This is a genomic window from Paenibacillus sp. P2(2022), assembly GCF_029522175.1.
GTDB lineage: Bacteria > Bacillota > Bacilli > Paenibacillales > Paenibacillaceae > Paenibacillus > Paenibacillus polymyxa.
Map to the genome: position 1 here is coordinate 1,065,821 of NZ_JAKWFI010000001.1, position 18,019 is coordinate 1,083,839.

The window sequence follows — 18,019 nt, forward strand, 5'->3', positions numbered from 1 at the left end:
ATATTTTTCTATCCTACCAACTTCACTCCCTGCCTCAATATTTTCTCCAGCACGCTTATAGGTCAAGACTATCACTTCTATAGATATCATATCTTAGACCAATCAGACACGTCGTGGTATATTGTTGACATCCAAGAGAGAGCCGTACAGCTTCTCTCCACTAGGTTCGAAAAACACAGGGGTGAATATTGATGAGTAAAAAGACCATGTTCGAGAAAATTTGGGATAACCATGTCATCTATCAGGAAGCGGGCAAGCCGAGTATTTTGTACATTGATCTTCACCTCGTACATGAGGTAACTTCGCCGCAGGCGTTTGAAGGACTACGTCTTAGCGGGCGCAAGGTGCGTCGTCCAGAGCTCACGTTTGCCACAATGGATCATAATGTACCGACAAAAGATCGTTACAACATTACGGACCCGATTTCCAAGCAGCAGATTGATACATTAACTCAAAATTGCCGCGATTTCGGTGTCACACTATATGATCTGGATACGGTGGATCAAGGTGTCGTTCACGTTATGGGGCCTGAACTGGGTCTGACTCATCCGGGAAAAACGATTGTTTGTGGTGATAGCCATACCTCCACACACGGGGCGTTCGGAGCGCTCGCTTTTGGTATCGGAACCAGTGAGGTAGAGCACGTATTGGCAACGCAATGTCTCCAGCAAGCAAAAGCAAAAACGATGGAAGTTCGTTTCGTAGGGCGTCGCAAACCTGGTGTGACGGCAAAGGACATGATTTTGGGTGTCATCGCCAAATACGGTACAGATTTCGCTACAGGCTATGTTATTGAGTACACAGGTGAGTCCATCCGCGAGTTGAGCATGGAAGAGCGCATGACAGTGTGCAACATGTCCATTGAAGGCGGAGCCAGAGCAGGTATGATTGCACCGGACGAAACGACCTTCAACTACTTGCGTGGACGCGAGCATGTGCCGCAAGGAGCTGCTTTTGAGCAAGCAGTTGCTGAGTGGAAAGCACTTGTCACCGATGAAGGCGCCGAGTTTGATGTCGTACTGGAGTTTGACGTCGATGCTTTGATACCACAAGTAACCTGGGGCACCAGTCCGGGTATGGGGACAGATATTTCCTCAACCGTACCGATTCCGGCAGAATTGCCGACAGAAAACGAACGTAAAGCAGCTGAAAAAGCGCTTGAATATATGGATTTGAAGCCAGGCACACCGATCACGGATATTGCGATTGACTACGTGTTTATCGGCTCCTGTACCAACGGTCGGATTGAAGATTTGCGCGCTGCGGCCGAGGTAGCCAAAGGCTACAAGGTTTCTGACAAAGTCACGGCAATCGTCGTACCAGGTTCGGGTCGTGTGAAGATTCAGGCTGAAGAAGAAGGACTGGACGTCATTTTTCAAGAAGCAGGATTTGAATGGCGCGAAGCGGGTTGCAGCATGTGTCTTGCGATGAATCCAGATGTGCTTCAACCGGGACAGCGTTGTGCGTCAACTTCTAATCGCAACTTTGAAGGTCGTCAGGGACGCGGAGGACGTACTCACCTTGTATCTCCAGCAATGGCAGCCGCTGCGGCGATTCATGGACATTTTGTCGATGTACGGGATTGGAAATTCAAGCAGGAAGAAGTTGTCCGCTAGGATACGGAGGAGGAATTAACGATGGAAGCTTTCACAACTTTAAAAGGAATTGTAGCGCCTGTGGATCGGGTGAACGTGGATACGGATGCTATTATTCCTAAGCAATTTTTGAAACGAATCGAGCGCACAGGCTTTGGGCAGTTTTTGTTCTACGAGTGGCGGTTTGATGAAGCGGGCAATATTAATCCTGAATTTGAACCGAACAAGCCTCGTTATGCAGGGGCATCTGTTCTGATCTCTCGCGCCAACTTTGGTTGCGGCTCCTCCCGTGAGCATGCGCCGTGGGCAATCATGGACTATGGGTTCCGTTGTGTAATCGCACCGTCTTTTGCGGATATCTTCTATAATAACTGTTTTAAAAACGGTATTTTGCCGATCAAGCTGTCTGAAGAGCAAGTAGAGGATTTGTTCCAGCGTACGGCGAAGCATGATAATTACCAATTAAACGTAGATCTGAATGAAAAAACGATCACTGACGATTACGGTCTGCGTATTGAATTTGATCTGGATGAACATCGCCGTCAATTCCTGCTGCAAGGCTTGGATGATATTGGCTTGACCCTCCAGCATGAGTCTGAAATTCTGGCTTATGAGCAAAAACGTGCTGCGAAACAAGGAGCATAATGTTCATCTCCAGTCCAGCTTCATTATGAAGAAATATAGTTGATTTATTTGATAGACAAACAGCCCGTACTGGCAACTCTTTTGCCTGCGGGCTTTTATCATGTTTAGAAAATAAATTGGTAAATAAGGGGTTGACGGTTCGACTCATCATGGTATTGTAAATGTAAAATGGTTGAAGGACTATGTCTGTAAGTAGCACAAAAAATACATATATAAGTTAGGGGAATGAGGATGAAGAAATATGGTTGGGTGATATTAGCGGCTATTTTGATTTGGTTGTGGCCGTCCTCCCCTCATGTGAATGCGGCTGGAGCAGAATTGTTTTTGGATGGCAAAAGGGTGGAAGCGCCTGCAGATGCCAAGCCTGAAATGGTCAATGGTAAAGTCATGGTACCGCTCAGGGTGGTTGGGGAGCAGCTTGGATATCAGTTTAAGTGGGAACCTCAAGCCTATAAAATTTCAATACAAAAAAACAGTACCGATATGTCTATGTATGTAGGCCGTACATCGGCTGATGTGAACGGAAAAACAGTTAGTTTGGATGCACCACCTGTGCTGCGAGGCAGCTCGACCATGGTTCCATTGCGTTTTGTTGGGGAGCAAATGGGGTTAAAGGTGGATTGGAATAATGAAAATAAATCCGTAAATCTCAGTCAGAAGACTGCAACTCAACAAGCGAATAAACAGGCTCAATCCCAACAACCGTCGCAAACGTCAACACAGAGTCCAAAAAGCACAAATAAAACGTCTACAGCCACAGCGACGACAATAAATCCAGTTGAAGCAGACAAGCATACGGAAGTCGTACCGTCAACATCATCCAAGGAGCAAAATGTAGAACAGACCACTGCAAATGCGGTGCTTGTACAAAACATTTCTTTTGAGAGTGAAACGCTAAAGATTTCTCTGAACAAAGATCTAACTCCTAAAGTATCCAAAATGACGGGACCTGACCGTATAGTTGTAGATTTACCGGAGGCTTCACTGTCGGCAGATCTTCTCCAGTCGTTCCCGGTTCGCAAGGATGGCACGCGGGCGTTGACAATTAGTGACAGTGAGGATGTACAGGAAATCAGATTTGCTCCTGCAGATGGAACAAAAGGAGGAGCACGTATTGTCATTGCTTTGAATCAGACACGTGATTACGATCTTTCGACTAATGGCGTAGGCGATATCACCCTTCAGTTGCGTGAACGTAGTGTGAATCCAGAGATAGTAGCACCAACGTATGTCGAAGGACGGCGAATCGTCGTAATTGATCCAGGACATGGTGGTAAGGACCCTGGAGCAGGCAGTGTGACTGGACGACATGAGAAGGAATTTACATTGGCTGTAGCGTTAAAGGTCCAGCAGCTTGCCCAAAATGATCCTGACATTCAAATTGTATTGACTCGCAATGGAGATACGTATCCTACACTGGATGAACGGCCACAGCTCGCTAATAATCAACAGGCCAGCGTGTTTGTTTCCATTCATGGTAACAGTATGCCGACCTCCAATAACGGAAAAGCTAATGGGTCTGAAACCTATTATGCACGTCAGGAAAGTTTAAGCCTGGCCACGATCATGCATAAGCATCTTGTAGCAGCAACTGAGTTTAAGGATAATGGCATTAAGGTGGCAAACCATGTGGTGACAAGAAAATCACAAATGCCTGCTGTACTGTTGGAATGTGGCTACCTTAGTAATCCGTCTAATGAAGCGGCCATGTTCACAGAAGAAACACAGCAGAAGATTGCCGAAGGTATTGTCGATGGCCTTAAGGAGTACCTTGGAACAGGCACAGGAATAACTGAAACATTCAACTAAAGAAGGCTTGTGATATAAGCTATTTTTACCTTTTGATGGAAATTCATGAGGGTGAAAAGTAGCTTTTTTAATTTTACGGACCGTGACTTTTGACGGGAAGCGAATGGTCCATATTTTTAGTCAAAATTCGACAAAAATAGTTCTTTGGCACGTATATTTCTGTTATGATGGAATATATTCGCAACTTTTGGTGTGAGATAACGTCTATAAGGTTGTCTGATATTACATAAGCGCGTATATCAGGTCGCCGCACCGGAGCATGTGGCAAAAAAATTATGAATGGAAGGGTGACGAATGAAGAAATTTGGTTTTTTGTTGTTATTATTTGTCTTCATGTGGGCGGTTCCGGGTTATGGACATGCGGCTTCGAGTGGAACACAAATCTATCTCGACGATCAACAGTTAAGTGTCCCTAGTGGTGCTAAGGCACAAGTAATTGGCGGAAGTACGATGGTTCCGCTGCGCGTAATTTCTGAAAATTTGGGATATGACGTGACATGGAAGCAGCAGGCGCGAACCATAACGATTGAGAAGGACAGTACCTCGATCCGAATGATAATCGGAAGTAAGACGGCGACTGTCAATGGAAGCGACATTAGTCTGGATGCTTCGCCTCTGCTGCGTTCCAATTATGCCCTTGTACCGCTTCGTTTTATCGGCGAGCAAATGGGACTGGACGTAAAATGGGACAGCAGCTCCAAGTCCGTAAAATTATATACCCGCAGTAGTGGGTCTGGAAACGGGGAATTTACACCTCCCAAGTCCGGAAATAACAGTACAGGTACAGGAAGTGTAACTGCGCCAACCAATAATGCGAGTTCAGGTGTGACACAGGTGCAGGGAGTCAGTTTCAGCCAAAACCGCTTAACGATCACAACAGCGAGTGCCGTCAAGCCGAAAGCGTTTACGATGACAGGCCCCGATCGGGTAGTGGTAGATTTGCCAGCGACTGCGTTTGCAGACAATTTCGGAGATCAGCAGAAGCTGGATAGCAACTTAAATGGTTCGTTGGACATTGAGAATGAAGCGGATGTGTCCGGTATCCGATATGCTTTATTCCAAAAGGAACCATCAACGGTGCGCGTTGTTATTGATTTGAAACATGCCATGAATTATACCGCATATAATGATGGATCGACTCGTGTTATCGTCGATCTGGCTTCCAAGGATTCAGTGAATACAACGCCAGATGCAACGTTACCGGATGGGTCACAGCCTGATGACACACAGACATCCCCGGTTAACAGCAATGGTAAAAAGGTCGTTGTTATTGATGCTGGACATGGAGCAAAAGATTCCGGGGCAGTTGGTATTTCGAGAAAAAATTATGAAAAGACCTTCAACCTGGCGATGGCCCTGAAAGTAGAAAGCATATTAAAACAAAACCCCAAACTTGAGGTTGTGTTAACACGTAGCGATGATACATTTTTGGAGCTTAAACAGCGCGTAAAAGTGGCTGAAAATCTTAAAGCCAACGTGTTTGTGTCCATTCATGCTAACAGTAGCGGTAGCTCAGCTTCCAACGGCACAGAGACGTATTACCAGCGTAGTGCAAGCAAAGCGTTCGCCAACGTTATGCATAAGTACTTTGCTCCTGCGACGGGTCTGACAGACCGAGGCATTCGTTATGGGAATTTCCATGTAATTCGGGAAACGACGATGCCAGCTGTTTTGCTTGAAGTAGGATATCTGAGTAATGCAAAAGAGGAAGCAACACTGTTTGATGAAGATTTTCAAAACCGGGTAGCTCAAGGGATTGCAGATGGAATCACAGAGTATCTCGACGTAAAATAAATCTTCAACAAATCGCTTGTCAACGTCAAGTAAGGAGGGGGACAGACATATGAACAAAAAAATCGTAATTGCAGGTCTGCTGGCACTGTTTGCCATTGCAGGTGCAGGGTGTGCCTCTAAGCAAACATCGGCTCCTGCGACTCCATCTCAGGAAACACAAACTTCAGCTGCACAAAATAGTACACCCGAACAGACGACCCCTGATCCATCAGCTCAGTCTGCTGAAAATAATGGAGCGAGTCAAACACCTGCATCTCCGTCGACGGAGCCTACAAAGACCAAGACAGACACGGAAAAGTCAGGAGATCGTCAAACACAGCAGATCACGGTGTACTACACGGATACACAAGAGAACGGCTTAAAAGAACAGAAAAAGGAAATTACCTATCCAAGCGAGCTGGAAAAATTCCAAAAAGCGTTTGAAGCTCTACAAAAGAGCGGTGATTCTGCTCTGATTCCGTTGTGGTCCGAGAAAATTACCGTGCATAAGATCAAATTGGATAACGGTGCATTAACCTTTGATATTTCCCTGCCGGATGAGGCTCGATTGGGAGCTGGCGGCGAGGAATTGGCTATCGATGCTTTGAAGAAAACGATGTTCCAATTCAAGGAAGTCAAAACGCTGGATTTGCTCGTAGATGGTCAATCTCTGGAGTCCTTAATGGGACATGTAGATTTGGAGCATCCAATGAGCCGCTAATCGATCAGACTGTATGAAAATTTCTTGAGAATTTACACACTTTTCACGTGCAATCTGTGACAGATAATGATAATATAGGAGTGTATTTCTCGCCTATGCAGGCAGTCATGCACAAATAGTATTCGTTTCTTTCCGGATGATTATTTAGAGTGACCGTCTTGATGCGGGCTATCCCGTATCAAGACGTTTTTTTTGCTAGGAGGTAGGATTTCCGTGAATGCAGCAACCGCACGTCATATATTGGACACCATCGGTACGATGTTTCCGGATGCCCATTGTGAGCTGAACCATGACAATGCTTTTGAATTAACGATTGCCGTGTTATTGTCTGCTCAATGCTCCGATCAGATGGTCAATAAAGTAACGGCAGACCTGTTTCATAAATACAAGTCACCTGAGGATTATTTGGCTGTTCCTCTTGAGGAACTGGAGCAGGATATTCGTAGAATCGGCTTGTACCGAAACAAGGCCAAGCATATTCATAACCTCTGCCGGATTTTAATAGACCAGTACGGGGGAGAGATACCTTCGGAGCATGATCAACTGGTCAAGCTACCCGGTGTTGGCCGCAAGACGGCTAATGTCGTAGTATCTACTGCCTTTGATGTACCAGCTATTGCGGTAGATACGCATGTAGAGCGCGTTTCCAAACGGCTCGGATTTGCCGGGTGGGATGATTCAGTGCTTGAGGTGGAAAAAAAGCTGATGAAAAGGGTACCTAGGGATGAATGGTCTGTGACCCATCACCGGCTCATTTTTTTCGGGCGTTACCATTGCAAAGCTCAAAACCCTCAATGTCAGGTATGTCCATTGCTGGATGTGTGCAGGGAAGGCAAGAAACGTATGAAAACGTCTCTTATCAGAAAAGATAAGAAACGTAGAGCTTAAAGACCCGAAAGACCTATAAAGGTAATAGAGGGTTTAACCATTTATGTGTAGAAAAGGATGAAGAGTAATGAAGTGCATTTCGGTATATACAGATAATTTTGAGGCGTTCTCCGATATTTTTGAGCAAATTGTAACAACAGAGTTTGCTGAAAACGAAGAGCGCGAGCTAGAGGGAATCACAGTTAGTCATTCTGGTGATGTACCTGAGCATTACCTGGAGCGTATGTCACAAAAACCAGAAGTGGTCGTAATGAAGGATAAATCCCGTGGAATTACGATCTTACAGCATGGTCAAGTATTTGAAATTTTGCTGCCAGTACTTGAGACTGCAGCTAATTAAGTGTAATTAGCGGACGACATGCGTTGCATGTTCCGGTATAGGCGGCTCGGCTGGTCTAACCAGCCCGCAGGCGCATATTTACACGAACCTTGAAGACTGTCATAAAACGCTGGATATGGATGATTTCACATATTTAAATATGAAATCTTCAATTACATTTTCAGAGGAGTTTCTTAAATGAGCATTTATGATTATTCAGCCATTGCGATGAACGGCAAGGAGATCACCCTTAGTGATTATAAAGATAAGGTAGTGTTGATTGTAAATACGGCCAGCCAGTGCGGTTTTACATTTCAATATCAGGATTTGCAGCGTCTATATGATCAATATAAGGATAGAGGCTTGGTGATTCTCGGGTTCCCATGCAATCAATTTGCCGATCAAGAGCCGGATTCCAATGAAAGTGTGCAAACATTTTGTACTCTGAATTATGGGGTCGCATTCCCCATGTTCCAAAAGGTGAATGTACGTGATGAGCAGGCTCACCCGTTGTTTACATATCTTGCTTCGTCGTTGCCCTTTGAGGGCCTTGATGAAACACATTCGGTTGCCAAAATACTTATTCCTTTAATTCATGAGCGTCATCCTGAGTACTTACCAGGAGATTCGATCAAATGGAATTTTACAAAATTCCTGATTGATCGGAACGGGAAAGTGGTCAAACGATTTGAAGCAACGACAGACCCTCTGGATATGGAAGAATATATTGAAGCATTACTGTAATGATCTGTTTTGGACATTATAAAATAAACTTATGGTTTGCCATTTACAAGAACGCGTTCCCGAAAGCCAGGTACAGGCAGGGAGCGCTTTTTTTAGTTTTTTTAATGTGATGATTCTCACAGTGGCTTAGGAATGCTACAATATAGCTATTTGGTGCAGATAAGAAACAAGGAGTGAAACCGTAGCTTATGATGCAAACGATTACAGGAGATGCGGAAAAGTGGTTGAATACGATAGAACAGATACAGGATAACTTGCGTAAAGCAGGGGATGAAGCGGGAGCGAGGGCGCTAGTGGATTTAATGGAAAAAGCGCATGCGCAAGAGCTAACCATTGCCTTTTGTGGACATTTTTCAGCAGGTAAATCGAGCTTGATTAACAGTCTGTGCGGTAAAACCGTGCTGCCATCTGGACCGGTACCTACGAGTGCTAATGTAGTGTCCATCCGTCATGGACGTTCGAGAGCGCTTATTCATCCAGCCCGATCGGTAGAAAACCCGGAGCCGGAAATCGTGGAAGCTTCCATGTCCGAGCTTGCTGAGTATTGTAAAAATGGTGGAGCCTATGAATCAGTTGAAGTATGGGAGGATATACCGATATTATCTGGTGGAGGAGTGCTGCTGGATACACCCGGCGTAGATTCCACAGACCACGGACACGCGATGGCGACACATTCAGCTTTACATTGGGCTGATATTGTTTTTTATGTGATGGACTACAATCATGTCCAATCTGAAAATAATTTGTCTTTTGCCAAAAGTTTGTCGGATTGGGGCAAGCCATTATATTTGATCATCAATCAAATTGATAAGCACCGAGAGAGGGAGCTATCCTTTACACGTTATCGTAATGAGGTGGAAAGCAGCTTTCATGCCTGGCAGGTACATTACACGGACATTCTGTTTACTTCCTTGAAGGAACAGAATCACCCCTGGAATCAGTGGGAGCAGTTGACGTGCTTGATTCCGAATTTGCTGGAGCGCAAAGCAGAGCTTTTGGCTTATAGTTTAGTGTCTTCTATGCACCATTTGGTAGAGCAGCATGTGGAGACGGTGCAGGCCGCTGAAGAAGAGGAACTGAACGCACTGCTCAAAGAAGCAGGTGGAGAAGAGGCCATTTTGCGCCTGGACATAGAGCAGAAGGCCTTACAGCAAGAGGATGAACACTGGAGGATGCTTCCAGAGCAGGAGCATAAACGGCTTCGTCAAGAGCTGGATCATCTACTGGAACATGCTCATCTCACGCCTGCGGAGCTACGTGAAGCGGCTGGCGAATATTTAGAGAGCCGTAAGCCGGGCTTTAAAACAGGGTTATGGTTTGCCGGAGGCAAGACAGAGCGAGAAAAGGAGCGCCGTTTGGATCGGCTGGCAGAGATGCTGGCTGATCAGGTGGAGGGACAGCTGTTGCCACATGTGCGTGAGTTACTGAGGTCATGGGGAGAAGGTCAAGGTTTGTGGACCGCCGCGATGGAGCAGGAGCTGGATGACATCCGCCCTGTAATGGATCGGCAACTGGTAGAGCAGACAGTAAAGGAAAATGCTTTGTCTCCTGAGTACACGTTGAACTATTGCAAGGACCTACGCGCTGCTGTGACCGCTGATTGCCGCCGTAAGGCGTTGGCGCTGGTAGACCGCCTGCTGGCCCAGCTTGCGGTTCGGGTCAACTCCCACCGTGAGGCTCTCGCGGATGCGCGCACAGCGTTGCTGGCGCAGGCGGACGCGGCGAGCCGCTACAGCACTCGCGTGCAAGCCTCAGCTTCGCACGCCAACCTGCTGCGTAGCTTGCTGCCGCAGGCTTCCGCGCCTGGCGGGTTGCCCCGGGTGGGCACGCCTGCTCCTGCGGCTGAGACCGCCGCTGCTGCCCCGACAGGTACGGCATCAACTGGTGCCGTGCGTCCAGACATTGCTGGCTCGCGCAACGGATCGGTGCAGTCACAAGCAAGCACGACGACAGCGCGGTCTGCCGCCGGGGGCCGCCGTACTCGACTGGATGCAGCAGCGACACGATTGAAGGCCGCCGCTGCATTAATAAGCCCGTACCCTGCCATGCAAGCGGCTGTTCGGGATTTACATGCGCGTGCCGCCGCACTGGAGGACGGGCGCTTTACATTGGCGCTATTCGGAGCGTTCAGCGCCGGGAAGTCCAGCTTTGCCAACGCTTTGTTGGGCGAAGCGGTGTTGCCCGTATCGCCGCATCCGACGACAGCAGCGATTAACCGCATTATGGCGCCTACAAGTCATGAGCGCCATGCCACGGCTGACGTCCACATGAAATCAGTGGACGCATTACGGGAAGATCTTAAATACTCTTTTCGGTTATTAGGATTGGGAGAGCCAGCGTCCGTGGGCTGGCAAGAAGCCGTAAATGCGTTATCACCGGAAGGCATTCATCCTGCGGGAAGGCCTCATTACAGCTTTTTGAAGGCTGCAGCAGCTGGATGGGAAGAAGCTGAAAGCTTGCTAGGACAACAGCTTCAGGTGAATTTAGAACAGTATCGGGATTTTGTCGCATCCGAGCGTAAATCATGCTTCGTAGAGCATATAGACCTTTACTATGATTGCGCTTTGACTCGTCAAGGCATCGTGCTAGTAGATACGCCAGGTGCCGATTCTGTGAATGCGCGGCACACGGGCGTGACCTTCAATTATATGAAGCATGCAGACGCCCTTGTATTTGTGACATATTATAATCATGCGTTTACACAAGGGGACCGACAGTTCTTGAATCAATTGGGCCGAGTCAAAGAGACATTGGCGCTGGATCAGACATTTTTTATTGTCAACGCATCTGATTTGGCTTCTTCTGAAGAAGAATTACATTCTGTGACTCAGCATGTACAGGAACAACTTCAAGCGAACGGAATCCGCAAGCCGCGTATTTATCCGCTTTCCAGCATGCTGGCGTTGGAAGCAGCCGAGCGGGGAGAGGTTTCGCTGCGTTCAGTTTCACGGTTTGATGCGTTTGAAGATGATTTTTCGGCATTTGCAGCCGAAGAGCTGGCAGGTTTGTCCATTGCAGCTGCTATGCAGGAGCTGGGACGGCTGCGGAACCGAATAGAACAACATGCTGCTGATGCTCGGTACAGCGCTGAAGAGCGAGAGATCCGAATAGAGCAATTAAATCGAATCCGTAGGGAGCTGGAGGAGGTGCTCCTTGGTTCGACTGGTAGCAATGGTGGATCTGTGTTGTCGGACGAAACCGATGAACTGCTGTATCATGTACGTCAAAGGTTAGCCTACCGAACGGGTGAATTTATGGCAGAAGCGTTTCATCCATCTGTTCTGCGTGAAGGAGTAGGTGATCTTCGTTCGGCTTTTGCATCTTGTGGTCGTGAACTGCTGCGATTGATCGAACTGGAGCTGTCTCAGGAATTGCTAGCAACCACACTCAGACTGGAAAAAACCGGGCAAGCTTTAGTGCGTAAGGCTATCCAACAGTGCGTAGATCACATGAACCATCAGTTGAATGGATTAGATTGTACAGTTCCTGAATTCAGAGAATGGGCTGTTCCCGAACTGATGGATATTTCCTTGCAGGAGTCCATTCAGTGGAAGGATTATTGGAATAGCTTTAAAAATCCAAAGCTATTTTTTGAAGGGACGGGGCGTGCGAATTTACAAACTAGACTGGAGCCCATATTACGCCAGCTAATCGGGGAAGCTGTGGATCAGCAGCGAGAACGATTGTCTTCTTTTTACGTTGCTATGATGCAAGAGGAACAAACGTGGCAGAAAGCACAGCTACGAGAGCAAATGCTGGAGACAATTCGTGGCATGGAGCACGCACTTAAGGGCGGTGAGAAGCCACAAGTTTGGGAAGAGCTTGCTGATCAGCTTGCGAATTTAGAGTCCATATAAATATGTTCACGGTTGCTTTAAGGTCAGGACACCGGGTTGCGGGACAATCCGGTGTTTTAAGCATACTTCAAAAAGAAAGGAAAACTGAGGAAATAGCCATATTCAATGATAAGAAAGCGATTTAATTTGTCTAATCACCTACCAATTGCGAACCTGCCTGAAAACGGCCCGTTATCCTCTTTGCCGCCTTGGAACACGGATGGTAAACTTCACTAAGCCATATAACAACGTCGTGCAACTAATGGAGGGACTTGACATGGAAGTGCTCAGGCAACTGCAAGTTTTTTTTCGAGAGAGGAGACATTATCTATTTCTTTCCATTCTATGCCTTGCGATAGCGACGGCCCTTGGACTGGTGTATCCGAACCTGCTCCAACGGCTCATTGATAACGCTATCATTCCCGGTGACTTCGAGAAAGTTCCGGTTCTGGCTCTGACTGTACTGGGAGTCGTGATCATCAAAGGGTTTATGCAATTTTTACATGGTTTTTTTGGTGGACGGCTAGGTAACTACTTGGCGTATCGACTTCGCAATGCCTGTTACGAAAAGCTGCAATTTTTGTCCTTCAGATATTATGACACTGCCAAAACGGGGGATCTTATGTCCCGTCTGACGGGGGATTTGGAGGCGATCCGCAACTTTATCGGGTTTGGTTTTGCCCAGCTCCTCAATGTGCTACTGATGGTCGTATTCGGCTCTATCATGATGCTGTATATTAATTGGCAGCTCACCCTCTTTACGATGATCAGCATGCCATTGCTACTCTTCGTCACATTCAAATTTGAATCACGGATTCATCCCACCTTTCAGGAAATGCGAATTGCTCTCAGCGCCCTGACAACAGCGGTACAAGAAAATATTACAGGTGTGCGAACCGTTAAATCTTTTGCTCGCGAATCCTATGAAGTTGAAAAATTTGCCGTACGTAATGAGCAGTACAAGAGCAACCAGATTCAGGCTGCTTCCTTATGGAGTCGATTTTTCCCCGCGATGGAACTGATTGCCTCGGTCAGTGTGGTTCTTCTCCTGGGGATGGGTGGATATCTGGTTATACAGAAGTCAATGACCTTGGGGCAACTCGTCGCCTTCTTTAGCTTAATTTGGTATATTATCGGTCCCATCTGGAGCATTGGCTTTCATATCAATAACTATACGCAGTCCAAAGCTTCCGGTGAAAGGGTTTTGGAGTTGCTAAACCAGTCTGTAGATGTAACTGATGAAGCTAATGCACTTACACTCAACGCCGATCAGGTGAAGGGACATGTGACGTTTGAACATGTTACCTTTGCTTACGGAAATAAACTACCTGCTGTTGTTGACATCAATCTGGATGCGCCACCGGGATCGGTCATTGGGATTTTAGGAGGAACAGGGTCCGGGAAATCAACTATTATTCAACTACTCATGCGAGCCTACAATGTGAATGCAGGCAGCATCAAGCTGGATGGGACGGATATACGTCATTTGAAAATTCGTGATTTACGTGCTCAAATTTCTTCCGTGTTTCAGGAGACGTTTCTGTTCTCGTCCTCCATACGCAACAATATTGCATATGGATTAAGTCATGTCAGTATGGATGACATCATACGCGTTTCCAAGCTGGCTCAGGCGCATGAATTCATCACTGAATTACCGCTTGGCTACGACACTGTCGTCGGTGAACGTGGATTGGGACTGTCCGGAGGGCAGAAACAACGGATTGCCATCGCACGCGCACTACTCAAAAATCCAAAAATTCTGGTTCTGGATGATGCTACCAGTGCGGTCGACATGGAGACGGAGCATGAAATTCAGTCCGGTTTTCAAGAGGTCATGCGTGGACGCACAACGTTTATTATAGCTCACCGAATCTCCTCGCTTCGTCATGCCAATGAAATTGTGGTGCTTGAGGAAGGACGAATCGTCCAACGTGGAACACATGAACAGCTCATTGCTACTCCAGGTCCATACCAAGATGTGTATCATATTCAATACGCCGATTACATAGCGGAGGCTCCAGACGGTGTATCCGAAGGGCAGGTGAGACCATGAATATTCCAGTAGAAAAAGCCAAACCGTTAAAGAAGCCGACCAATGAGCGCTTTGTCTATCAAGATGATGAGGTTATTGATAAACCGTTTAACTGGGCGGAATTCAAACGTTTGCTAGCATACATGAAACCTTATGCCCGTCAGATTCTGCCGATTCTTCTGGTCATGATGATTCTAGGCACGATTACTAAGCTGACGGTTCCATATTTGATCAGTCTGGCTATTGACAAGGCCATTGCTCCTGCATCGCCTGCACTACCTAGCTTAAAGTTATTGTTGCTCATCACGGGTGCCGTGCTCTTGTTATATTTAATCCAATGGGCAGCCAGCACGTACCGTATTAAATTCACCAATATTATTGGTCAGCGGGTTATTTACGATTTGCGTGAAGATTTGTTCAAGCATATTCAGAAGCTTTCCTTCAACTTTTTTGATAAAAGACCAGCGGGTTCTGTATTAGTACGTGTAACGAATGACATTAACTCGCTACAGGATTTATTTACGAATGGTGCAGTGAACGTCCTGATTGACTGCGTACAGCTTTTCGGAATTATTGTCATTTTGCTGCTTATTAACTGGAAGCTCGGTTTGGCAGTGATTGTGACTGTTCCGATCATGTTTTTGATTTCGACCAAGCTACGAGTACGCATCCGTCGCGCCTGGCAAGAAGTACGCATGAAGAACTCGCGTATCAATTCTCATTTGAATGAATCTATTCAGGGAATTCGTGTGACACAAGCGTATACGCAGGAGCAGGAAAACATGGCTTATTTCGACGATATGAACAGCTCCAGTAAAAAATCGTGGGATAAGGCTTCTGCCATGAATCAGGTCTTTGGCCCACTTATTGATATTACCGGAGGATTAGGTACGCTTGTGCTGTTCTGGTTTGGAGCGCATTTAATTCAGACAGATCAGCTGACGGTGGGTTTGCTGGTTGCATTTGCCAACTATGTAGGGAACTTTTGGGAGCCGATTAATCGGCTAGGTCAAATGTATAATCAGCTCCTGGTTGCGATGGCTTCGTCAGAAAGAATTTTTGAATTCATGGATGAACAGCCGAATATTGCAAACAAACCAGGAGCAAAAGCCTTGCCGCCTATTCGGGGTGATATTCAATTTGATAAAGTCATTTTTGAATATGAAAAGGGACGTCAGGCGCTTAAAGGTATTAATCTTTCTGTCAAGGCAGGTCAATCTATAGCGCTTGTAGGTCATACTGGATCAGGTAAAAGTACAATTATTAATTTGCTCAGCCGTTTTTATGACATTACGTCAGGGCGACTTACTATTGACGGTTATGATGTGCGAGATGTCACAGTGGAGAGCTTACGCAGCCAGATTAGCATCGTGCTTCAGGATACATTTATTTTTTCGGGAACGATACGTGATAATATCCGATTTGGCCGTTTGGATGCAACGGATGAGGAGATTGAAGCGGCTGCGAAGGCGGTCAATGCTCATGAATTTATTGTTCATTTGCCAGATGGCTATGAAACAGAGGTAGAGGAGCGTGGGGGGATGCTGTCCATGGGTCAGCGCCAGCTCTTATCCTTTGCCCGTGCCTTACTGGCTAATCCGCGAATTCTTATTCTGGATGAGGCCACAGCCAGCATTGATACAGAAACGGAGTTGAAAATTCAGGAGGCCCTTCAGGTTCTATTGGAAGGCAGAACTTCTTTTATGGTCGCTCACCGTTTGTCCACCATCCGGAATGCTGATCATATCGTTGTACTGGACCATGGGGAGATCCAAGAAAGTGGTAATCATGAACAATTGATGAAAAAACATGGAATATATCGGGGGCTGGTGGAAGCACAGTTCAGATTTTTGTAAAAAAAAGATCAAAAAATCGCGTTTTTTGTAAATTAAAATGCCGAGCACTATTGCATTCTTGGAGCTAAACCCTGAAAATAAAGATGAAAAGAGATCAGAGCAATATCGTCAGAGGGGGAAGAGTTCAAGATGTGGGGTGCTCCTTTTTCTGCCAAGGCTAAGAAGATGCTACTGCTGGGTAGCGGCGAATTGGGAAAAGAAGTCATTATTGAAGCTCAGCGGCTTGGCGTGGAATGTATTGCTGTAGATCGCTATGAGCTGGCTCCAGCAATGCAGGTGGCCCATCGCTCTCACTGTCTGGATATGCAGGATGCTGAGGCGTTGAAGGCACTAATTCGCAAGGAACAGCCCGACATAATTGTACCTGAAATCGAAGCTATTGCTACGGGTGCTTTGGAAGAATTAGAGCAAGAGGGATTTCACGTAGTACCAACGGCACGGGCCGCTCGTCTTACGATGGACCGTGAGGGTATCCGCAGGTTGGCTGCCGAGAAATTACAGCTTCCGACTGCTGCCTACCGTTTTGCAGATCATTTTGAGCAGTTACGGTCGGCGGTTCAAGAGCTGGGCACGCCATGCGTGGTCAAACCCTTAATGAGTTCGTCGGGTAAAGGGCAGTCTGTATGCCGGACACTCGAAGACGCAGAATCCTGCTGGAATACGGCGCTGGAAGGCGCACGTGCCAAAACGACACGTGTCATTGTTGAAGCTTTTGTCCCGTTTGAGAGCGAAATTACCTTATTGACCGTCAGATCGGAATCAGGCACGACTTTTTGCCCACCGATTGGCCACATTCAAAAAGATGGGGATTATGTCGAATCCTGGCAGCCTCATGGTATGACGGACAAGCAGCTTTCGGAGGCGCAGGACATTGCCCGTACGATTACGGATGAACTGGGTGGTTACGGATTGTTTGGCGTAGAGCTGTTTTTAACGGCTGATAGCGTCATATTCAGTGAAGTATCCCCGCGTCCGCATGATACAGGTATGGTGACCATGATTACGCAGGATTTGTCTGAATTTGCGCTTCATGTACGGGCAATTCTCGGATTCCCGGTGCCATCCGTCACGCTGCTTACACCAGGAGCTTCAGCTACCTTAAAGGCAGAAGTGGCTACGCGCGATTTCGCAATAAGCGGTCTGCATGATGCACTATTGCTACCCCGGACACAGGTGCGAGTGTTCGGGAAGCCTGAAACCAAGCCGGGACGCCGGATGGCTGTAGCGCTTAGCGCTGCAGAAGATGTGGAAACAGCACGGAAGACAGCCAAAGAAGCTGCCAATATGCTGAAAGTGGAGGTAAATCATGTCTAACAGTGTGATGATTCCAGTACTGACAATTCGTTCCGTAGAGCTTGGCGATTGTGAAGCCGTAACTGGACTACTCAGAGAAGTCGGATACCCGATGACTTGTGGTGTTATGAAAGAAGTTATGGGAACAGCGCAGGAGGACAGTCAAGCGAATATGATGGTTGCAGAAATGGATGGTCGTGTAGTCGGAGTAATCGGCATGCATACGGCTCAAAGCCTGGCCTATCCTGATCCTGCTGTACAAATCACCATGCTGGTCGTGAGCGGGGAGTATCGCGGCGAAGGCATTGGCAAGCGGTTGGTTGCTTGTGGTGAGGAGTGGGGGCGTGCGCAAGGATGCTATCATTTATTCATTACTGGAGCGAATAACCGCATCAAACAAGTAGAGGCCCGTGCTTTCTACAACCGAATCGGCTTTGAGAAGCAAGGCTACCGTTTCAGCAAAAAGCTTAGATAATCAGCTTGCAACAAACAATCTAATACTTAAAGC

Annotated in this window: 13 protein-coding genes; all 13 read left to right on the forward strand. The window is 46.8% G+C overall.

The window, feature by feature from the left end; genetic code table 11:
• Positions 1 to 191: 191 nt before the first annotated feature.
• The 13 genes from leuC to MMB75_RS04715 all read left to right on the forward strand — a co-directional run bounded on the left by leuC (position 192) and on the right by MMB75_RS04715 (position 17,986).
• Positions 192 to 1,616 carry a 3-isopropylmalate dehydratase large subunit gene (gene leuC, locus MMB75_RS04655; protein WP_017427582.1) on the forward strand — a complete coding sequence of 475 codons (1,425 nt, stop codon included), beginning with the start codon at positions 192 to 194 and terminating at the stop codon, positions 1,614 to 1,616.
• A gap of 21 nt (positions 1,617 to 1,637) precedes the next feature.
• A complete protein-coding gene (gene leuD, locus MMB75_RS04660) occupies positions 1,638 to 2,240 on the forward strand; it encodes a 3-isopropylmalate dehydratase small subunit (RefSeq protein WP_017427583.1) in 603 nt (200 codons plus the stop codon).
• 231 nt (positions 2,241 to 2,471) lie between these two features.
• Complete coding sequence (locus tag MMB75_RS04665) at positions 2,472 to 4,049, forward strand: N-acetylmuramoyl-L-alanine amidase (protein ID WP_017427584.1); 1,578 nt, start codon at positions 2,472 to 2,474, stop codon at positions 4,047 to 4,049.
• A gap of 294 nt (positions 4,050 to 4,343) precedes the next feature.
• Positions 4,344 to 5,843 (forward strand): N-acetylmuramoyl-L-alanine amidase family protein, encoded by a 1,500-nt coding sequence (locus MMB75_RS04670; protein ID WP_016822138.1) that lies wholly within the window; start codon positions 4,344 to 4,346, stop codon positions 5,841 to 5,843.
• Positions 5,844 to 5,892: 49 nt separating this feature from the next.
• A complete protein-coding gene (locus MMB75_RS04675) occupies positions 5,893 to 6,543 on the forward strand; it encodes a GerMN domain-containing protein (protein WP_016822137.1) in 651 nt (216 codons plus the stop codon).
• A 213-nt stretch (positions 6,544 to 6,756) separates the two neighbouring features.
• Positions 6,757 to 7,431, forward strand: coding sequence for an endonuclease III (nth, locus tag MMB75_RS04680; protein ID WP_016822136.1), 675 nt, complete (start codon positions 6,757 to 6,759; stop codon positions 7,429 to 7,431).
• Positions 7,432 to 7,498: 67 nt separating this feature from the next.
• Positions 7,499 to 7,771, forward strand: coding sequence for a hypothetical protein (locus tag MMB75_RS04685; protein WP_013310628.1), 273 nt, complete (start codon positions 7,499 to 7,501; stop codon positions 7,769 to 7,771).
• Between the two features lie 177 nt (positions 7,772 to 7,948).
• Complete coding sequence (locus MMB75_RS04690; protein ID WP_016822135.1) at positions 7,949 to 8,494, forward strand: glutathione peroxidase; 546 nt, start codon at positions 7,949 to 7,951, stop codon at positions 8,492 to 8,494.
• A 188-nt stretch (positions 8,495 to 8,682) separates the two neighbouring features.
• Positions 8,683 to 12,351 carry a dynamin family protein gene (locus MMB75_RS04695; protein WP_277507075.1) on the forward strand — a complete coding sequence of 1,223 codons (3,669 nt, stop codon included), beginning with the start codon at positions 8,683 to 8,685 and terminating at the stop codon, positions 12,349 to 12,351.
• Between the two features lie 256 nt (positions 12,352 to 12,607).
• On the forward strand, positions 12,608 to 14,383 hold the full coding sequence (locus tag MMB75_RS04700) for an ABC transporter ATP-binding protein (RefSeq protein ID WP_016822133.1): 1,776 nt from the start codon (positions 12,608 to 12,610) through the stop codon (positions 14,381 to 14,383).
• On the forward strand, positions 14,380 to 16,218 hold the full coding sequence (locus tag MMB75_RS04705; RefSeq protein WP_045244469.1) for an ABC transporter ATP-binding protein: 1,839 nt from the start codon (positions 14,380 to 14,382) through the stop codon (positions 16,216 to 16,218). Before MMB75_RS04700 ends, MMB75_RS04705 begins: the two co-directional genes overlap by 4 nt.
• Before the next feature lie 129 nt (positions 16,219 to 16,347).
• Positions 16,348 to 17,532, forward strand: a complete 1,185-nt coding sequence (gene purT / locus MMB75_RS04710) for a formate-dependent phosphoribosylglycinamide formyltransferase (RefSeq protein WP_019687815.1) — start codon at positions 16,348 to 16,350, stop codon at positions 17,530 to 17,532.
• Positions 17,525 to 17,986, forward strand: a complete 462-nt coding sequence (locus MMB75_RS04715; RefSeq protein ID WP_016822130.1) for a GNAT family N-acetyltransferase — start codon at positions 17,525 to 17,527, stop codon at positions 17,984 to 17,986. The genes purT and MMB75_RS04715 overlap by 8 nt, the downstream gene beginning before the upstream one ends.
• Positions 17,987 to 18,019 lie beyond the last annotated feature (33 nt).

What these genes read in the sequence shown, in the direction of transcription:
- leuC (WP_017427582.1), top strand. Translation starts at nt 192, where the DNA reads ATGAGTAAAAAGACCATGTTCGAGAAAATTTGGGATAACCATGTCATC.
- leuD (WP_017427583.1), top strand. Translation starts at nt 1,638, where the DNA reads ATGGAAGCTTTCACAACTTTAAAAGGAATTGTAGCGCCTGTGGATCGG.
- MMB75_RS04665 (WP_017427584.1), top strand. Translation starts at nt 2,472, where the DNA reads ATGAAGAAATATGGTTGGGTGATATTAGCGGCTATTTTGATTTGGTTG.
- MMB75_RS04670 (WP_016822138.1), top strand. Translation starts at nt 4,344, where the DNA reads ATGAAGAAATTTGGTTTTTTGTTGTTATTATTTGTCTTCATGTGGGCG.
- MMB75_RS04675 (WP_016822137.1), top strand. Translation starts at nt 5,893, where the DNA reads ATGAACAAAAAAATCGTAATTGCAGGTCTGCTGGCACTGTTTGCCATT.
- MMB75_RS04685 (WP_013310628.1), top strand. Translation starts at nt 7,499, where the DNA reads ATGAAGTGCATTTCGGTATATACAGATAATTTTGAGGCGTTCTCCGAT.
- MMB75_RS04690 (WP_016822135.1), top strand. Translation starts at nt 7,949, where the DNA reads ATGAGCATTTATGATTATTCAGCCATTGCGATGAACGGCAAGGAGATC.
- MMB75_RS04695 (WP_277507075.1), top strand. Translation starts at nt 8,683, where the DNA reads ATGATGCAAACGATTACAGGAGATGCGGAAAAGTGGTTGAATACGATA.
- MMB75_RS04700 (WP_016822133.1), top strand. Translation starts at nt 12,608, where the DNA reads ATGGAAGTGCTCAGGCAACTGCAAGTTTTTTTTCGAGAGAGGAGACAT.
- MMB75_RS04705 (WP_045244469.1), top strand. Translation starts at nt 14,380, where the DNA reads ATGAATATTCCAGTAGAAAAAGCCAAACCGTTAAAGAAGCCGACCAAT.
- purT (WP_019687815.1), top strand. Translation starts at nt 16,348, where the DNA reads ATGTGGGGTGCTCCTTTTTCTGCCAAGGCTAAGAAGATGCTACTGCTG.
- MMB75_RS04715 (WP_016822130.1), top strand. Translation starts at nt 17,525, where the DNA reads ATGTCTAACAGTGTGATGATTCCAGTACTGACAATTCGTTCCGTAGAG.